This is a genomic window from Lederbergia galactosidilytica (assembly GCF_017873565.1).
In the GTDB taxonomy this organism is placed as follows: Bacteria; Bacillota; Bacilli; order Bacillales; family Bacillaceae_C; genus Lederbergia; species Lederbergia galactosidilytica.
On record NZ_JAGGKH010000002.1, the window covers coordinates 287,862 to 303,772 of the forward strand.

Consider the following 15,911-nt stretch of genomic DNA (forward strand, 5'->3'; position numbering starts at 1 on the left):
AAGATTGTTATTTGACTAATTGAAACATCAAATCAGATAAACGATTAGAGGCATCCCGCATACCTAGTTTTCTAGAACAATCTCCCATTGTTTTTCTCTTTTCATCATTTAGCATAATGGAATCTAAACAATCTAAAAACTGTTTGCTAGATAACTCCTTCTCTAGCAACATCAAAGCAGCTCCATGTTCAACCAACGTTTCTGCATTTTTCTCTTGATGATTATTCGTTACATACGGACTAGGGATTAAAATGGAAGGTATGCCTAAAGCAGTAATTTCAGCAAGAGAAGTTGCACCTGCCCTCCCAACAACTACATCTACAGAAGAAAGTACCTTTTGCATTTCATGAATAAATGGGACGATAGAAATATTCGAAAGTGTCCCTACTAATTTTGCCTCCTCCATTACATTGTCATAATGCACTTGCCCTGTTACATAGATAACTTGATACGACCTTTTGGATAGGCCACTTAATGATTTAATAACAGCATCATTAATTGGTCTTGCGCCTCTACTTCCTCCTGTAATTAAGACCGTTGGGATGCCTTCTTTCAATCCGAGTGATTTTAAAACACCAGGTTTTCTTTCTCCCATTACTTCTGACGCTCGTGGATTTCCCGTCAATATCACTTTATTCTTTGGGAAAAACTCTTTCACTTCTTCAAAACATACAGCAACTTTATCAACATATCGGCTTAAAAATTTATTCGTTAATCCCGGTACACTATTTTGTTCGTGGATAATCGTGGGAATCTTTTTCTTAGCTGCCGCATATACAACTGGTCCACAAACATATCCACCTGTACCAATTACGATATCTGGCTTTACTTTTTTAAAGATATTCTTACTATCTTTGACACCCTTTAAAAAGCGAAAAATGGTTTTGACATTTTCAAAAGATAATGATCTTCTAAATCCAGTTATATGGATCGATTCAAAAGGAATATTCTCACGCGGAACAATATCCGCCTCCAAGCCATTTTTTGTACCAATATATATGAATTCCGTTTCTGGATATTGCTGCTTAATTGTTCTAATTAAAGCTAGCGCCGGATAAATATGTCCACCCGTACCTCCACCCGTGACTACTATTTTCATATTCCCACCTCTGCTCAAGCATTCTCTTTTTTACATAGCTAAATATATTTATCTTAATCATTATCTTACTATATTTTACTCAATAATAAAGTGTTCGTCATCGAATGTTGTTTAAATGTAATAAAAAATATTAAAATAGCTTTCCTCCATAAGGCTTGCAATAAAAAAATTAAGGGTTGATTCCTTTTTCTTCCAGAAGCCTCAGAACACAATTAACTTTCTCTCTAAACTTAGCAACAAAAAAAGAACCCTGTACAGAGTTCCATTTTTGATCACATCATATCCAACCGAAAATGACTTTTGATATAACTGATTTACTTGTTTATCCATAGAACAGGCATCAGCACAATTCTTTGCCATCAATTTGCACTACATCGCATTGTAGCCTTTGCGCATGGGATTACTCAAGAGCATTGGGTATTACATATGACGTAAGGAACAGTGAGTATAAACCGCAAATTCTTAAACCCTGAATTTGTACTCCGCTCGACAGATGGTTCTGCCTACGGTTATATCCGTGAATATCTGCTAATATTTAACAGAATTCCTACCGCCATTAACATTAAGGTTAATGAAGATCCCCCATAGCTTAGGAATGGAAGGGTAATACCTGTAACAGGCATTAAACCTGTTACAACTCCAATATTAATCATTACTTGGATGGCAATCATTGAGATAATTCCTACAGCCAGGAAACTCCCAAATAAATCTGGGGCCCCAAGTGCGATTCTTATTCCCCGCCATAATAGTAAGGCAAATAATAATAGAATAAGACTACCTCCGATAAAGCCTAATTCCTCTGCTAGAATAGCAAAAATAAAGTCAGTTTGTGGTTCAGGGAGATAAAAAAACTTTTGTCTACTCTCTCCTAATCCTAGTCCAAACAATCCGCCCGGACCAATAGCATATAAAGATTGAATTATTTGGAAACCGCTTTTCAATGGATCTTGCCATGGGTCAAGAAATGATGTAATACGCGCAACTCGATAGGGAGCTGAAATTACAAGACCAATAAATCCCGCCACCCCTATCATGCCTAATACTGCAAAATGTGAAACTCGGGCACCAGCAATAAAAATCATAATCATGCACGTCCCAACCATAACTGTTCCTGTCCCTAGATCTGGTTGAAGCATGATAATCCCAAATCCCAGAAAAACAAGTGATAGAGAGGGAAGCAATCCTTTTTTCAAAGTAGTAATATACCGCTGCCTCTCCGATAGAAACTTGGCTAAAAATGCAATCATCGCTAATTTAATAAATTCAGAAGGCTGAATTGAAAAAGCACCGACACCTAACCAGCTTCTTGATCCATTTCTTACCATTCCGACACCTGGGATAATGACTAAAACTAACAATACAAAACATAAAATCAACAAAGGCTTGGACCATTTTTTTAGTACCCAATAATCTACATGCATAATGATAAACATAGCAACAATTCCGAGCGTAGCAAATAAAAATTGCCGCTTAGCAAAGAAGAAGGAATCGGAAAATTTATAGTCAGCCCATACAGCACTTGCACTATAAACCATAATTAATCCGATTGCTAGTAATAACATGGTAGACAGAATTAAAATAAAATCAGGGGCTGTTTTTTTTAATGGCAATACACAACACCTCATAACTAGCAATTTAGAGCGTTTTTAAGGGGTGTACATACCTTTTCTTCCTAGTGTTGTCCCTTAAAATTACTTGCTCTCTTCCAGTTTATGCACAGCCTCAATGAAAATATCACCGCGAACTTCAAAAGTTTTATACTGATCCCAACTAGCACATGCCGGTGAAAGTAAAATTACATCTCCGCGAGTGGATAATTCATAGGCTGTAGGAACAGCTTCTTCCACATTATCGACATGTATAATCGTTTGTATTCCTGCCTTTTTTCCTATCTTTTCTAATTTTTCAGCTGTTTGACCAAATAGCACAAGTGCTTTTACATTTGATAGAGAAGGGATAAGATCGTCAAATTCGTTTCCACGATCTAAGCCACCTGCAAGAAGAATGGTAGGTTCTTTAAATGCCTTCAATGCACTTGACGCAGCTAGGATATTGGTCGCTTTTGAATCATTATAAAATCGTCTATCATTGAACTCTGCTACAAATTGAGTCCGATGCCTTACACCTGTAAATGTAGATAAAATTGACACAATCTCACTATTTTCAACGCCTTTTAATTTAGCAGCCACTGTTGCCGCTAAAATATTTTCTAAATTATGTTCACCTGGTAAGGCAATCTCTGATACATCTATTATCTCTTCTTGGCTAAACCATAACTTTCCATCCTTGATTGAGGCACCATTTTCAAGATATCTTGTAGTAGAAAACGGAATGATTTGCGCTTGACTTGTTTTTGCCAAATTCAATAATACTTCTTGATCGGCATTCACTATTAGATAATCATCTGCTGTTTGGTTTTTAGTAATATTTATTTTTGCTTGTGCATATTCATCCCAAGAACCATGATAATCTAAATGAGCCTCATATAAATTTGTCAAAACAGCAATATGAGGTCTGAAGCTGTTTATTCCCATTAATTGAAAGGAAGACAATTCTACGACCATTGTATTCGCTGAAGTTGCAATCTGCGCTACTTCAGATGCCACAGTCCCAATATTACCAGCAATTAGTGGCTGTTTATTGGCAGCTCGAAGGATCTCGTAAATTAAGGTTGTCGTTGTGGTCTTTCCGTTCGTACCTGTAATACCAATTATATCTGCTTCCGCAATTTGATAGGCAAGCTCAACCTCTGTTATAATCGGCAGCCCCATTTCAACTGCCCCCTGTATAATCGGATTAGAATATGGGATACCCGGATTTTTCACAATCAACTCAAATCCCTCGTCTAAGAGTTCAACAGGGTGACTACCACAGATCACTTTAATCCCCTGCTCCAGTAATCCTTGGGCATCGGGGTTTTCTTCAAATGGCTTAAAATCGTTCACTGTGACGAAAGCCCCTAAATGATGTAATAGGGATGCAGCAACTACGCCACTTTTTGCCAGTCCTAAAACTAATACTTTTTTATAATGATATTGTTTGATATTTTTCACTTTACAACCACACCTCTATATAAATTCCTAAAATGGAACAAAGAAGCCCAACAGCCCAAAAGGTCACCACAACGCGCCATTCTGACCATCCTGATAATTCATAATGATGATGTAAAGGACTCATCTTGAAAATTCTTTTTCCAGTTGTCTTAAATGATGCAACTTGCAAAATCACAGATAATGTCTCAATTACGAAGACGGCTCCAATAACAAGCAAAATAATCTCCGACTTTAATAAGATTGAAATAGCTGCAATTGCTCCTCCTAAAGCTAAGGAACCTGTGTCGCCCATAAAAACCTTCGCAGGATGAGCATTAAACACTAGAAAACCTAAAACCGCCCCAACAATCGCGAAAGAAAAAATAGAAATATCATATTGTGATTGACTCCATGCCACAATAGCAAAAGCTCCAAAAGCGATAGCGGCTGTTCCAGACAGTAAGCCATCTAAACCATCTGTTAAATTTACCGCATTTGAAAAACCTACTAGCCAGAATACAATGAACACAGCATAAAACCACCCAAGGTCGAGACCGAAATCAGTCATTGGTATGGTAATAACTGTTGAAATTTCATTTGTTCTTAACACAATATAAAAAATAATGGCTATAACAATTTGACCAATTAATTTTTGTTTAGACGTTAAACCTAGGTTTCTCTTAAAGGCAATTTTTATAAAATCATCTAAGAAACCGAGTAATCCATAACCTAATGTAACAAATAACAACAAATAGATTTCCCAGCTTGGTTGTGAAAATTTCCACATCATTATTAATGTTGTAATAAGGATGGATATGACTATCAAGATTCCACCCATCGTTGGTGTTCCACTCTTCTTCTGATGGGATTTCGGCCCTTCTTCCCGAATACTTTGCCCGAATTTAAGCCTTCTTAAAAACGGAATAAAGATCGGGGAAAGCAATACAGTAATGAGAAAACTAATAAGTAAGGAAAATAAAATAACTCTTTCCATCATAATTTCTTCGCTCTCCAATTCCAAACGCTGTTTTTCTTTAATAAACGATTCTTCTTAAAATCGTCGTCATTTAATGTGAATCAGCTTTTTATTTTTAATTTATAGTTACAGATTATTTTTATGGCTACATCGGTACCTTATAGCCAAGTGAAAAAACTTCCAGCTTCCCCTATGATACGTTAGCATTTTAGTACACTCACTGTCTATAGCTAATTTTGGGGATGTGTGGAAGATATTTCAATCAGCTATTCCCCTTTTTAGGTCACAAGCTCCCCTTCATTCTTTAGCATGCTTGATATAATAAATCTTCACTCAGTGTCTTTTACTAAATTACTTCTTCTGAATAGCATGCAATGAAATTAAACGGTCATCAAAGTCATGAACTTTATCACCAATAATTTGATAAGTTTCGTGCCCTTTCCCAGCAATAAGGACAACATCCCCTTCTTCAGCCAAATCAATGGCACGCTCAATCGCCGTTTTGCGATCAGGTTCTACAATATATTGTTCGCCTTCAACGCCTCTTTCCATATCTTCGATAATGGCAGTTGGCTCCTCACTTCGAGGATTATCTGATGTAAAGATCGGATCTGTCGCCCATTTACAAGCTATTTTAGCCATTAATGGCCGTTTTGATGGGTCACGATCGCCACCACAGCCAACTACACAGAATACACGTTTATCAGCAAACTGTTGAATGGTTCGTAAAACATTTTCTAAACCATCTGGTGTATGGGCATAGTCCACGATTACAGCAAATTTTTGCCCACCATTCACTAACTCAAAACGTCCCGGTACCCCTTCAGCCTGTTCAACCGATTGGATGATACTTTGAAAAGGAACTTTCGATACATAAGCAGTCGCAATGGCTGCCAAGGCATTATACACATTAAATTCTCCCGCTAATGGTAAATGTACCTTCCTTTCTCCCTCAGGAGAGAGCAGAGTGAATATCACCCCATTACTATGATAGGTAATAGAAACAGCTTGAAAGTCTGCTGCTTTCTCAATTCCATAGGTTACTATATGGGCAGACGTTTCCCCAGCAAACAATTCTGCAACTTCTTCATCAGCATTAAGCACAGCAAATTTAGGATGTTTCGTCGAATAAGTATTTCCAAGCTTAGAGAACAGCAAACTTTTTGCTCTTTTGTATTCTTCCATAGTATGGTGATAATCAAGATGGTCTTGGGTAAGGTTCGTAAACACAGCTACATCATAATCACAGCCATTGACCCGCCCTTGTACAAGAGCATGAGAAGACACTTCCATAATGCCGGTGTCGATTTTTTCCGCACACATTTCATAAAATACTTTTTGAAGTTCTAAGCTATCTGGTGTTGTATTCTTTGTTTCTAAAACTTTATTGCCAATTTTGATATTGATGGTCCCAATTAAGCCTGTTGAATAGTTAGCATCTTTAAAGATAGAATCAACGAGATGGCTTGTTGTGGTTTTTCCATTTGTTCCTGTTATGCCAATCAAATGCATCTTTTGTGTCGGATGCTGATAAAAAGCATCCGCTAAAATCGCCATAGCTTTTTTTGAATCTTTCACTAAAATTACAGGTACATCTAACTGTAAAGGTCGTTCCGCAACAATGGCTACCGCTCCGTTATTTACAGCCTCCTTAGCAAACTCATGTCCATCAAAAGAATATCCCTTTATACAAATAAACAGATGTCCTTTTTCTACCTTTTGATGATTGTTCGATATTCCAATTATTTCATACCGCTCTTCCGGTGCCTTAATAAATGGAAGTGATTGTAATAACATATGCAAATCCAATAATCTTCAATCCTTTCATAATGGTGATTAAAAACATCCCATTATATAAGCTAGAATGTCATGTGAGGATGTTCAAAATAACAAATCGAGTTTCTTGATTGACTTGCTTCTCCACCGCTCAAAGCTTCAAAGTAAAAACTATTCTCGTGCTAGAGCAGATATTATCAATGTCTTATCCCATTTGGTCCTTTTGAACATTCAATATTGAGGTTTTCATAACAATACAGAAAAAAACATTCCTATCTATTTTACATAATAATTGAATTTGAAGCCATCCTTGGAGCAAAATTTCCGGATAAATTTTTACGAATTTAAGAAGCGGCCATGAATGAATCATGCCGCTCCGTTGTTCACTCAAGAAAAGCGCTAGCGCTTTGAAATAGAAAAAACGGTTAAAGGCACGACGTCCCGTTACCTCATCTGCACTAGCATCTTGTCGCATAGCCCTGCAACAGGTAAAATGCATCTAAACGTATGACTATCCCTTCAATGGTCCAGAGAGGCGCCCCCCGAGTGTCTTGGCGTCGAAGCTCGATCCAGTACTTACAGTATCTTTCCTGTTACTCAAGATAAACTCTAATTGCGGAGCCTTCTTCTACCTTTGCACCTGGCTTAGGACTTTGCTGAATAACTTTAGAACCCTCACCACTGGTTTTAAGCTGCAAGTTATACATTTGCTGTTGAATTTCTTTTATCGTCATCCCCTTTAAATCTGGGACGGTGATCATGACAGGGTCATTCCATTTCTTTTCTTTTTCTATTTGATTTTCACGAGGTTTAATGTCCATAGCTTGTAATGCATCCTCTAATATGTTTCCTACAATCGGCGCTGCAACTGTTCCTCCAAATTGAACTGTACCTTTTGGATTATCAACAGCTGTGTAGACAACAATCTGCGGATCATCTGCAGGAGCAAAACCTATAAATGAAACAACATAATTATTTTCTAAATAACGGCCATCTTTTGCCTTCTGTGCTGTACCTGTTTTCCCCCCGACACGGTAAAAATCTACAAAGGCATTTCCCCCTGTTCCTTGGGCTACAACACTCTCAAGTGCATGCCTTACTTCTTTTGAGGTGGACTCTGAAATTACTTTTCTCTTGGAAACAGGTGTTTTGCGCATGACAACTTCGCCTGTTCGTGGATCTACAAGTTCTTTCGCAATATAAGGTTGATACAAAGTTCCCCCGTTGACTGCAGCAGCTACAGCGGCTACCTGCTGGATCGGAGTGACGGAAACCCCCTGTCCAAACGATGTTGTCGCTAATTCAACAGGGCCAACCTGGTCCATTTTAAACAAAATGCCTGTTCCTTCTCCTGCTAAATCGATACCCGTTTTTTCTCCAAAACCAAAACCACGGATATAATCAAATAATTTTTCTTTGCCTAACCTTTGACCTAGCTCCACAAAGCCAGGGTTACAAGAGTTTTGCACCACTTCTAGAAATGTTTGATCCCCATGTCCTCCACTTTTCCAACACCGTAGGTTTGCTCCCCCCACTTTAACTGATCCATGATCATGGAAATGTTCTTCTTCTAAATCCACCTTTCCCTCTTCCAAAGCAGCGGCAAGTGTAATGATTTTGAATGTGGATCCAGGCTCATACGTACTCCAAATTGGAAGATTTCGATTATATACTTCCTGTGGAACATTTTGGAAATCAGCCGGGTCAAAAGAAGGTCTACTAGACATCCCTAAGATTTCCCCAGTATTCGGATCCATCGCAATGGAAATAATCCCATCTGGGTTATATTGTGCTTCCGCATTATCTAATTCTCGTTCAATAATCGATTGAATTTTTGTATCAATTGTGAGTTTTAAATTATAACCATCTTCAGGGGGATCAAATTCATCTGACATTTCCGGCATTCTTTTTCCTTTCGCATCAGAAAAAAACTGGACAGATCCCTTTTCACCTTTTAGTTCCTTATCGTAGTATAACTCTAACCCCGCAAGTCCTTGATTATCTATACCAGTGAATCCTAACACATGTGATAAATATTTGCCAAAGGGATAATGACGCTTAGAGTCTTCTGCTATATAAACTCCTTTTAAATCTAAAGCTTGAACTTCTTTTGCTTTTTCAAAGGTAATTTTTCTTCCTTCAGGTAATCTCTCAATGGAAGAATTTTTAGAAACACGTTGATAAATATCCTCCTTAGAACCGTCTAATACCTTTGCGAGCTTCTCAGCTGTTCCCGCAGGATCTTCTATTTGTCTTGGAATAACATATACGGTTGGAGCAGATTTATTTTCGGCGATAGAAACACCATTCCTGTCCAAAATTTCGCCACGTTCAGGTTCAAAAGGAATATTTCTACTCCATGAATCCCTTGCAAGATCTGTCAAGGATTTTCCCATGCCGAACTGAACATATCCTAATCGAACATCGATGATAAAAAATATAAACAGTCCTGCTATTAATATAAATGATAATCTTTTCCTTACTGTTACGGCAGATACACGCTTCAAAAATAGGACCTCCTCTTCCCAGGGCTCGTTCCACTATATGCGAAACCTGCTTAAACTAGAACAAAGGCTATTATCAATAGTTACGTAAAATTACCAACCAATCAATTGGAAAACCGATTCTTTATTAACGAGATAACAGGGAAGAGTTCAGTTCTCCAAATTCCAATATAAAGAGAACCCTTATGAGACATATAGAGAGGTGCATAGTCTACACATACGGAAGATATAATTGCAGGTAAAGTAAAAAGTTAAAATAGATTTCAAAACTCACACCGTGTAAATAGAAAAAGAGAGCGGTCCAAATAGTCAATGCTTTAACCATTTGGATCGCTCTCTCCAAGCTTTAAACTATTCAGTTGTTTTATTCTTATTTAGCCTCTCTAGAGGAGACTGGAATTGAATCTCTAATGTTTCCCCAGGCTTCACTACTGTTCCTGCTTTAGAGCTTTGTTTCGATACATATCCTTCGCCTTCAATTTTTAGTGTTATATCTGCCATTTCCGAAAGATTAATCACTTCTCGTTTTGACCAACCTTTCATATCAGGAATAGTTGTTGAGCCATTTGTTTTTAGATAGACCTTCTCACCAACGATCAATGTCTGTTCAGGGACTGGAGATTGTTGAACAATCTCTTTCCCTTCACCAATTACAATAGGCTCTAACCCCTTATCTTTCAGCCATTTCGTCGCTTCACTCAAACTTTTTCCAGATAAATCAGGGAGCTTAATTGTTTCTGCTTTTACAAATTCTTCTGGCTTAATATTTAAATATTGTAAGCTACTCTTCATAACCGTATTAAAAATCATTGAAACAGGTTTGCTTCCATTTTCGTTATCATCTAATTGAGGGCGATCAACCATCACATACATAACTAATTGAGGATTATCAACAGGTGCCACTCCTAGAAAGGAATATATAAAATTATTTTTTCCTTCTAAATACTTTCCTGTTGGACCAGCAATTTGGGCTGTACCTGTCTTCCCCGCTACTTGGTAGCCTTCAATATTATAAATTTTCCCTGTTCCATTTTCACCAGTAACCACCGTTTCTAACACATCTAGCACTTCTTTTGCAGTTTCTTTACTAATCGGCTTCCCAGCCACTTCAGGTTTTGTCACTTTTTCTGTTCCATCAGTAGAATTGACGATCTTATCAACGACATATGGCTTCATCATTACGCCTTCATTGGCAATCGCCGTCATCGCTTGAACCATTTGGATCGCTGTAACAGTCGTCCCTTGTCCATACACACTTGTTACTTTTTCAACAGGATAACGATAGAGTATTTTACCCGTAGCCTCATTTGGTAATCCAATATTCGTTCTTTGTCCAAATTTGAATTCGTCCATCGCTTCACGCCAAGCCTTTGTACCCATTTTCTCAAGTAAATAAGCAAATGCTACATTTGAAGACCGTTGCACTCCCTCTAAATAGGAAATAGTTCCCCACCCAGTACCGCTATTGTGATCTCTAATAATTGTTTGACGATCTACTTGATACTTTCCAGAAGGAAAAGAATCATTAGGGTTAAACACTCCCTCTTCAATCGCTGTAGCTAATGAAAAGATTTTCATTGTAGAACCTGGTTCAAAGCTAGTTTCAATCACTTCATTATGCCAAGATTGTTCGATGCCTTCCCGAGTATCTGGATGGAAAGTGGGGGTTTGGCCCATAGCTAGAATTTTTCCAGTCTTTGGATCTGCCACAACAGCCATAATTCGTTCAGGAGAATAATTTTCATCTACTTGGCTGATCGCATCTTCTAAAAAGGTTTGGATTTTTTTATCAAGAGTTAAATATATGTCCTGGCCATTTTCAGGCTCTTTTATATGCTTTTCAGCGTTCGGTAAGATATAATTCCACACATCCCCTTCATACTGTATAGAGCCGTTTTTTCCAGTTAACAAATCATTAAAACTTTGTTCTAACCCCATTTTCCCAACAATGTTTGATGTTCCGTTTTTTTCTTGATCTTTTTGCGCATAACCAATTAGATGTGAAGCGAAAACTCCATTGGGATAGAACCTTTTTGTATCTTTTAAAAACCCAATACCTGGCAATTTTAGATCTTCAATCTTATTTTTCACACTAAGGGATAGGTCTTTACCAGCTTTTCCAAATTCTACTTGCTTAGCATTTTTCGTTAAAGCTTTGTAAATATCTGCTTCTTTCATATCGATATGCTCTGCTAATTGCTTTGCTGTTTCAGCCGGATCAACGACATGTCTGGGTTTCTTTTTATCTGTCGTTAATGATTCATCTAAAACTGCAACCAATGTATAAGACTCTGAGTCTTCCGCAATGATTTCTCCGTTATGATCAAAAATAGACCCTCGTTTTGCTTTTAAAACACTTTCTCGTAAATATAATTCTTTTGCTTCTGCAGCTAGTACCTTTCCGTCAACTTTACCAGTCGTTTGGATTGTCACAAATCTAACAATTAATGCAAAAAAGAGCAGGCTAAATATAATAAAAAATATTGCTGCTCCTATATTCCTATTCTTTTTATGACTACTCATTTTTCCCCAACCTTGACATTATTTCCGTCCAGACCAAGTCCTTTTTTCTTTGCTATTTCCTTAATTCTTTCGTATCTGCTCATATCCTTGACTTGTGCTTCAAGTTCACTATTCAGCGTTTTTTGTTCCTGAATAGCGTTTTTTACATCTTCTACTTCTTTATTCACTTCATAAACTTGAGCATTAACTGAAATAATTTGAATCGACATAATAGCCAAAAAAGCTACTAATAACAAAGCAAGAAACTTTTCTCCTGGAGTGATCTTAGCATGACGTTTAACTTTTTTAATTTCTCTTTCAGGTTGTTGAGCTGGTTGATATTGATATTGTTTCCGCGCTAAATTACTCAAATAAAAGTCCCTCCATCTCCATAAAACTGTATTTTCTATATAAGTTTCTTCAAATTTCCAGCAAAAGCGATCTTCGGTATTTTTTTATTAATTGCCTCGCCATCTCAAACACTCTTTTATGCACGCACCCGTATGTATTATACTTTTTCAGCTATCCTTAATTTTGCTGATCTAGCGCGATTATTAGCCTCTAACTCTGTTTCACTTGGGATAATTGGTTTTCTGTTAACCAATTTCAATATCGGTTCGTAACCTTGAGGTATCACTGGCATTCCTGGTGGTAATGGTGGCCCCTCACTTGCTTCTTTAAAGACCGTTTTACAAATTCTATCTTCCAATGAGTGAAATGTAATAACACTAATTCTTCCACCTGGCCGAAGTAACTCAATAGCCTGTTGTAGAGAAGATTCAAATGCATGTAACTCATCATTTACAGCAATTCGAATAGCCTGAAATATCCTCTTAGCAGGGTGTCCTCCTTTTCTGCGCGCAGGTGCAGGTATTCCCTCTTTTATTAGGTCAACCAGTTGCCCTGTTGTTTCAATCGGCCCCTTTTCTCTTGCCGCTTCAATTTTCCTAGCAATTTGCTTAGAAAACTTTTCCTCACCATATTGAAAAAAAATTCGTACCATATCTCCATATGACCATTGATTTACAACTTCATAAGCTGAAACAGCACTACTACGGTCCATTCTCATATCAAGCGGTGCATCATGATGGTAACTGAATCCTCTCTCAGGATCATCTAACTGTGGCGAGGAGACTCCCAAATCATATAGAATCCCATCAACCTTTTCTATTCCAAGCTCTGCAAGTCGCTCTTGAAGATGAACAAAATTACTCTGGATCATTGTGAGTTTATCCTTCTCATGAGAGAGTGTTTCTCGTACATGCGCAATGGCTGTTTCGTCTTGATCAAACGCAATTAATTGTCCTTTGTTCGATAACTGTGAAAGGATTTTTTGGGAATGGCCACCACCACCTAAAGTACAATCAACATATACCCCATCAGGGTGAATGTTCAGTCCTTCTGATGCTTCATTTAATAACACTGTCGTATGTTTAAACATGATGTCCCCCTATTCTAACCCTAACCCCTAGTTGTATTATAGGATGTTCAAAAAGTAAGGAACAAAGCTGCGCCGCCTCGAACTTTCGATGTCCAGAATGCACTAGTGTCAGCGCCTTTAGCCGACTTGTTCCTTTTTTCTCCTTTTTGAACACGCACTATTAGTAATTTAAATATCAAAATCAATCATATTCTCAGCAATTTCAGCAAATGACTCTTCTGACTCTGTAAAATATTCTTCCCAAATTCCTTTATTCCAAATCTCTATACGATTAGAAACTCCTAAAACTACACATTCTTTCTCTAATTTTGCATAGCTAATCAGTGTGGTGGGTAGGTTAATTCTACCTTGCTTATCGATCTCACATTCAATTGCTCCTGAGAAAAAAAACCGAGTAAATGCTCGTGCATCTTTCTTTGTCATTGGTAAGGTTTTTAACTTTTCCTCCAATTGGCGCCATTCATCAAGAGGATATCCAAATAAACACTGATCAAGACCTCTTGTGATAACAAATGAATCTCCAAGAGAATCCCTAAATTTAGCTGGAACGATTAAGCGTCCTTTCGTATCAATGTTATGTTGGTATTCTCCCATGAACATGAGACATGCCCCCACTTTCTATCTCTAATTTACCACAACCCACCACTTTTCACCACCCTTTTTTTCTCTACAATTAAAAATTCTTGTTTTAAACATCATTGACTGTTTTTATTAATCTTTATTGATAAATTTAGAAGCGATCTATTTACTATTAAAGCTAGCGCTAAATTTCTTTCCAATTAAAAAAAGACCCCTAATGATCGAAAAATCGACTAATTAAGAGGTCTTTAGAAAAACTATATTTTTATCATCTTATGTTTTCCATCGAATTCATAGGACAGGGACATTAGTTGGTGAATAAACTGATATCCTCTATCATTTAAATAGTAAAAGATATTCCATACCCGTTCTTGTGGACTGCCATTCGGACGCAAACATCGTTCTATCCGCTCATATTTCTCTAATTCACTTTTATATCTTTCTTTTACAAACCAATCTGCTTTCTTTTTCAGAAATTCGATTTGTTTTGTATGAAATGCTAAGTTTTTTTCTGCGATCGGTAAAAGTCCACGTTCTGTATGATGAAGCCTTTCAAATATTGATTGGTAGCGTTCCTCTAGATACTGATTTATCTCATCCAGCACCGTTTCTATATGATGATCTGTTACTGAATCAAGATAGTCTATTTGGTGCTTCTCTACTCCATTTTTCAAGACGTTTTCTATTGATAATTGCAATCCAGCTAAATCTCGTTCAATATTTGATTCGATAAATGTAATATTTATTCTCGGTACAAGAGGGGGCATTTTCATATCCCATAATTCAAACGCTTGTTTCAATTCACCCCAATAAGCAATTTCCCCCGGACCAGCAATAAATGCAAGGGATGGAAATAGAGACTCTTGCATCAATGGTCTTGTAACAACATTATTACTAAAAAGCTCTGGAGTCTCTTTAAGCTTTGCAGATAGTTCTTGACGATCCATTTGCCAATTTATTTTTTCAACCTTAAATCGATCTAAATCCGCATCATAATCTAATAACAATCGATCTTTTTCTTCATAGAGAAATAAATTGGCTGATTGTGGCTGAATCTCGAGCATGCGATTAAATCCATAATGTTGAATAAGCTCTTGCTGGTCTATGACCTTCTCTGTAATTTCGGATGCTTGATCAATCACCTTTGAAAAAAACGGTTTTTCCAATTCCCTTAATTGTGAATCTGCTGCATCAATTACCAATAATCCATAATCTTTAAATAACGACATGATAATCATTGTAAAAAAGTCTGTTATCGTTTCACTGCGATTACTTGCTTCCAGCACGGAAGAGAATACTTCTTTCGTATATTTTCGTTCTCCTAAATGCATAAAAATGGTTTCCAGCCACTTTTGCATTTCTTCTTTATTATATACGATATCTGAAGCCATTTGCTTTAAACCATTTTGTTCCGGATAATTAACTTTCTTCATCATATGTCCAGCTTCAGTATATACATGATTTATCTCTAAAAAATCATGATCTTCCCCAGCAATCCAAAATACGGGAATAACAGGAGTTCCTAATTTTTTTTCTTGTTGTTCGGCTAACTTAATTATCGAAATAACTTTATGTATGGTATAAAGTGGTCCTGTTAATAATCCCGCTTGTTGCCCACCGATAACAACTGTTGAATTGTCGTTTTGTAATTTTTCAAGCGACTTCTTAGTTGCATTTGACATAGGGAAGCGCTCCATATAGTTCTTGATACAAGTAGCAAGCCCTTTTCGGTTAAACTCCCTTTTCATTAAATCTTTATACCGTTTTTCATAAACCCCGTTCTCTGTTATATCATAATGAAAAAAACCTTTTACTGGTTCTTTTTGTTCCATATAAAGAGAAGCAAAGTCGTTCGTTGCTGGAATGACGATGCTTTCAATTTCCATTAAATGACTTCCTTTCCTGCATTGATAAAGGTAGATAAAAGTATAGCAAAATGATGAATAAATTGATATTAAATTGTCCTCTTATCCGTTTAAAATATTCATGTTTTCCTAGATAT

At 37.1% G+C, this 15,911-nt stretch carries 11 protein-coding genes; all 11 read right to left on the reverse strand.

The genetic code is table 11. The features are described from left to right. Positions 1–7 precede the first annotated feature (7 nt). The 11 genes from murG to bshC all read right to left on the reverse strand — a co-directional run bounded on the left by murG (position 8) and on the right by bshC (position 15,795). A complete protein-coding gene (gene murG, locus J2Z23_RS03260; protein WP_057985834.1) occupies positions 8–1,099 on the reverse strand; it encodes an undecaprenyldiphospho-muramoylpentapeptide beta-N-acetylglucosaminyltransferase in 1,092 nt (363 codons plus the stop codon). 509 nt (positions 1,100–1,608) lie between these two features. Further along, positions 1,609–2,709 carry a stage V sporulation protein E gene (gene spoVE / locus J2Z23_RS03265; protein ID WP_057985832.1) on the reverse strand — a complete coding sequence of 367 codons (1,101 nt, stop codon included), beginning with the start codon at positions 2,707–2,709 and terminating at the stop codon, positions 1,609–1,611. Positions 2,710–2,790: 81 nt separating this feature from the next. Continuing rightward, entirely contained in the window at positions 2,791–4,152 is a 1,362-nt protein-coding gene (gene murD, locus J2Z23_RS03270) for a UDP-N-acetylmuramoyl-L-alanine--D-glutamate ligase (RefSeq protein WP_057985830.1), read from the reverse strand. Between the two features lies 1 nt (position 4,153). Beyond that, complete coding sequence (gene mraY / locus J2Z23_RS03275; protein ID WP_209973200.1) at positions 4,154–5,128, reverse strand: phospho-N-acetylmuramoyl-pentapeptide-transferase; 975 nt, start codon at positions 5,126–5,128, stop codon at positions 4,154–4,156. Positions 5,129–5,458: 330 nt separating this feature from the next. After that, positions 5,459–6,916 carry a UDP-N-acetylmuramoyl-L-alanyl-D-glutamate--2,6-diaminopimelate ligase gene (locus tag J2Z23_RS03280; RefSeq protein ID WP_057985826.1) on the reverse strand — a complete coding sequence of 486 codons (1,458 nt, stop codon included), beginning with the start codon at positions 6,914–6,916 and terminating at the stop codon, positions 5,459–5,461. 560 nt (positions 6,917–7,476) lie between these two features. After that, positions 7,477–9,390 carry a stage V sporulation protein D gene (locus J2Z23_RS03285; protein WP_057985821.1) on the reverse strand — a complete coding sequence of 638 codons (1,914 nt, stop codon included), beginning with the start codon at positions 9,388–9,390 and terminating at the stop codon, positions 7,477–7,479. A 348-nt stretch (positions 9,391–9,738) separates the two neighbouring features. After that, positions 9,739–11,910, reverse strand: a complete 2,172-nt coding sequence (locus J2Z23_RS03290) for a penicillin-binding protein (protein ID WP_057985820.1) — start codon at positions 11,908–11,910, stop codon at positions 9,739–9,741. After that, positions 11,907–12,260: a cell division protein FtsL gene (gene ftsL / locus J2Z23_RS03295; RefSeq protein ID WP_057985817.1), complete on the reverse strand. Its 354-nt coding sequence runs from the start codon at positions 12,258–12,260 to the stop codon at positions 11,907–11,909. The genes J2Z23_RS03290 and ftsL overlap by 4 nt, the downstream gene beginning before the upstream one ends. Positions 12,261–12,397: 137 nt before the next feature. After that, positions 12,398–13,330: a 16S rRNA (cytosine(1402)-N(4))-methyltransferase RsmH gene (rsmH, locus tag J2Z23_RS03300; RefSeq protein ID WP_057985816.1), complete on the reverse strand. Its 933-nt coding sequence runs from the start codon at positions 13,328–13,330 to the stop codon at positions 12,398–12,400. Positions 13,331–13,498: 168 nt separating this feature from the next. After that, positions 13,499–13,930, reverse strand: coding sequence for a division/cell wall cluster transcriptional repressor MraZ (gene mraZ, locus J2Z23_RS03305; protein ID WP_057985814.1), 432 nt, complete (start codon positions 13,928–13,930; stop codon positions 13,499–13,501). A 236-nt stretch (positions 13,931–14,166) separates the two neighbouring features. After that, complete coding sequence (gene bshC / locus J2Z23_RS03310) at positions 14,167–15,795, reverse strand: bacillithiol biosynthesis cysteine-adding enzyme BshC (protein WP_057985812.1); 1,629 nt, start codon at positions 15,793–15,795, stop codon at positions 14,167–14,169. Between the last annotated feature and the right edge of the window lie 116 nt (positions 15,796–15,911).

Bases quoted from the DNA above. Each gene is read 5' to 3' on its own strand.
- J2Z23_RS03290 (WP_057985820.1), bottom strand. From the start codon at position 11,910: ATGAGTAGTCATAAAAAGAATAGGAATATAGGAGCAGCAATATTTTTT.
- murG (WP_057985834.1), bottom strand. From the start codon at position 1,099: ATGAAAATAGTAGTCACGGGTGGAGGTACGGGTGGACATATTTATCCG.
- mraY (WP_209973200.1), bottom strand. From the start codon at position 5,128: ATGATGGAAAGAGTTATTTTATTTTCCTTACTTATTAGTTTTCTCATT.
- rsmH (WP_057985816.1), bottom strand. From the start codon at position 13,330: ATGTTTAAACATACGACAGTGTTATTAAATGAAGCATCAGAAGGACTG.
- bshC (WP_057985812.1), bottom strand. From the start codon at position 15,795: ATGGAAATTGAAAGCATCGTCATTCCAGCAACGAACGACTTTGCTTCT.
- mraZ (WP_057985814.1), bottom strand. From the start codon at position 13,930: ATGTTCATGGGAGAATACCAACATAACATTGATACGAAAGGACGCTTA.